The organism is Thermogutta sp. (assembly GCF_014359955.1).
Taxonomy (GTDB): domain Bacteria; phylum Planctomycetota; class Planctomycetia; order Pirellulales; family Thermoguttaceae; genus Thermogutta.
On the sequence record NZ_JACIYL010000511.1, the window covers coordinates 1 to 3,242 of the forward strand.

Annotated in this window: 4 protein-coding genes; all 4 read right to left on the reverse strand. The window is 59.0% G+C overall.

Translation table 11 applies throughout. From position 1 onward, the window contains the following. Window positions 1–411: DUF6690 family protein (locus H5U08_RS13700; protein ID WP_366494588.1), on the reverse strand; the 411-nt coding region annotated here is incomplete at its 3' end. A 196-nt stretch (window positions 412–607) separates the two neighbouring features. Further along, window positions 608–1,174, reverse strand: coding sequence for a hypothetical protein (locus H5U08_RS13705; RefSeq protein ID WP_297034146.1), 567 nt, complete (start codon window positions 1,172–1,174; stop codon window positions 608–610). Between the two features lie 288 nt (window positions 1,175–1,462). After that, window positions 1,463–2,140, reverse strand: a complete 678-nt coding sequence (locus tag H5U08_RS13710) for a hypothetical protein (protein WP_297034148.1) — start codon at window positions 2,138–2,140, stop codon at window positions 1,463–1,465. 25 nt (window positions 2,141–2,165) lie between these two features. After that, complete coding sequence (gene surE, locus H5U08_RS13715; protein WP_297034150.1) at window positions 2,166–3,032, reverse strand: 5'/3'-nucleotidase SurE; 867 nt, start codon at window positions 3,030–3,032, stop codon at window positions 2,166–2,168. Between the last annotated feature and the right edge of the window lie 210 nt (window positions 3,033–3,242).

The window sequence follows — 3,242 nt, forward strand, 5'->3', positions numbered from 1 at the left end:
CCCGACCAGATCGTCCTCAGCGGTACCGGTCACAAGCGGAACTCGGTAGCCCTGAAAATTCAAAATAGCCAGTCCGGTGGTCACGCGCGGAAACCGTGTAACCACCCAATCAGGGGATATATCGAAGCGGAATACTTCGCTCATATCCACTATCGGTGGTAGACCGACCTCCTCTTCTTGCGGGGAGACAGTGTTACCGGCGGAGCCATTGCCCATTCCCAGGGAGGTGAGCACCGGCTCTCCCGACAAGACTTTTGCCAACATGGCCGCTATGGATCCTGAACCCGAAAGCACGACAATCGGCGAAAGAACAAGCAACAGGCCGATGACAGCCAGGATAACCTGGTTGAGGATCGGTGTTGGCGGCGGCGGCTTCGGTTGTTCCTGGGGTTTCTGTTCGTTGTCGCCCATAAGGTCACTCGCCGGTCGGACCGGCCACCCAAGCCCGAAAAATGCGAACCGTCAAGCGAAGATGCCCTCTTCGCTATCAGTCGGGCGTTTCTATCGGCAGAATGAACTGGGGCCGTGCTCCGCCCTACAACAAACAGAACCCACATGACCGATACACTCGGGCAGGGCAAGACAAGTGCCTGGCATCGTTCCCGTCTCACGGATTGCCCGAGCCACCAGCAGGTGGCGAGAGAGGAGGCATCATGAGACCCGGCGTCCAGGGGAAATAAAGCCACCAGGGCGGGTTCGGGAGCTGGCCTAAAGCAAACGGGTTGACCCATGACTGGAACGGAAGAGTCCACGGCCCCTGAGGATTCCCCCACGGTCCGAACGGCGTCGCGCCCGGTCGGAATGGAAATTCCCATTCCTCGTATGGCCGGATATACGCCCCCAGTCCCCACGTTTTGACGATGTGGAGGTGATCGTAGCTCTCCGCTCCCCTGATCGTCGCGCGGGTATGGCGGTAACCGCTGACGACGTAGTTCGGTGCGTAAGGCAGCGCAATTTGAGGCGGCTGAGAAAATTGGGCTACACGGCCACCCTGATCGTTATGGGAGAAATAAGAAGGCTGAAAAATCCAACTTTCGCCCCGCGCCCCCGGTGCCGCGCACACCACGCATCCCAGAAAGAACACCGGCAAAAGCCATGTGGAGCCCTTCGTGCGGCAGGCCGGGTTCTCGCCACGATAAGTCCACGGATGAAAAAAGTTTCCAAAAGAAAGCATGCGCGACCTGTCAAGAGATGTTCACCCACGTAGCACCCTTTTTTTAGCGTAATTACGGGACGTCGCGATGCAACCGTAATCCTCGGACTTTGATCCACGCTCTTTCGCGGGAACACGATCACGCCCGGTCAACACAAGGCCCGGCCGGATTCCCCGAAAAGGCCAATCAGGTAAAAAACTCAGCATTCCTCGCGGGGAGAAAAGAATGACGAACGGATTGAGAATCCGCGTGGCAATCCGCCAGATCGGGCTCCGGGTTGACCATATTCCCCGCTTTTCTACGAACAATCACGGTGGCGGTGATCCCGCCGGAACCTCCACCATGAGTTCTCCCCGTTGCGGGTCGTACACATACCGGTGGCCCGGCGGCAGCCTGGGAAGCTGAATATTATTCTTCTCGATTATCTCCCGCCAGAATTCTTCGTGAGATTCCGGCTTTCGGCCGTGTTCAGCCTCGAACAACTGCAGAGCGTGGGGAACCTGGATCCGGAACGCCATATGTTCCTGGCTGCGGAAGTAGACCGACACAGGCGTCGTGAGGAAGCCGGGCTGGAGACTCCGCCCTTTTTGGCCAACCCCGACATCTGCCTTCACATACTGCCCCTGAGTGGCGGCCGGCAGTGCCTGCGGACTGGTCGGCGGGGGCGGCACCACAGCCGAACCCGGTGGCGAGCTGGGTGGGCTCGGGGGAGATGAAGCGGCTCCGAAATCACTTGTGACGTCCTCAGGACGGGCAATTCCCGGCGGCATCGCCACCGGGCGTCGCTGTTGGGCCGTGGGAGAGGGGCTCGGACTTGCCGACGGTGGCGATGTCGGCGCCGGTGCCGTGCTCGCTTGCCCACCACCGCTCGGCTTGGGTGTCACCCGAAAAGAGTCGTCGGAACCTGTCGAACACCCGATCAGGAACACCAGCCCGACCACTCCAGCCTCCCAGTTAATCCAACTCGTCCAGCGGAATCGGGCCATGGCCACACCTCGTCAGTGAGCGTTTTCAGGATTGATCAGTGTCTGGCGACACAATCGATTGTAATCGCCGGGTAGATCGCACAACCAGTGGTGCCGAAACCGAGAGCCCGGTTTCCCGCGTCTGCGGCTGTCGCACAGAAAACTGGCATTTTTCAAGAGCCTTCAGGGCGCTGTGAGCTGTGAGATCAAAGTGAAGCGGCGTGATAGCAATCTTCCCCTGAGCCAACACGGAAAGATCGGTGCCGTGGTCGCCCGGTTCGGGCGCCGGCTCGCCGGTTGCCCAGTAATAGGTGCGCCCCCACGGATCCACGCGCTTCTCGTACCGCTCCCCGAACTGACGGACATCCATAGGGACAACGCACACTTCTGGCTGCGGATCGAACACGGCCGCCGTGGGGATGTTGAGGTTGAAAAGCCGACTTCCCTCGGGCTTTTTCTCGAGCAACTGGGCGATAATCTGCACCGCGATTTCCGCTGCGCGGTCGAACGGGGGATTTTCCTCGAACTGAAGCGATACGGCGATACTCGTGATCCCGAAAAACGCCCCCTCGATGGCCGCAGCGACCGTCCCCGAATAAAGCACGGCAATGCCTGCGTTGAGTCCCACATTAATTCCGCTGACCACAACATCAGGGCGACGAGGGCACAACTCCGTCACTCCAAGTTTGACGCAGTCCGCGGGGCTACCATCGACCGCAAATCCAAAATGTTCATCACCCTGGAAAACTTCCTTGAGAATGAGAGGCCGCAAATAAGTGATGGAATGCCCCACGCCGCTTTGCTCTGTGGCGGGTGCCACCACCTGCACATCCCCTAACTGTTTGAGTGCTCGAGACAGAGCGGCCAACCCTGGCGCATAGATTCCGTCGTCATTCGTCAGCAGTATGAGCACAGCTTCGATTAATCCTCCTCAACCTTCTTCACCCACGTTTCTTCGACCCGAGCTGAACACAGCGCACAAACAGCACGACTCCGGTTGCCCCAGCCTCCACGTTTAAACTATACCGGTGTCACTGATACTCGGCAACGAGCGACGTTCAATAAGCGCGTCGTGGGGAAGTTGATTGGCGCGGCTGATCTTGCTGAAGGCGTGGTCGAGTCC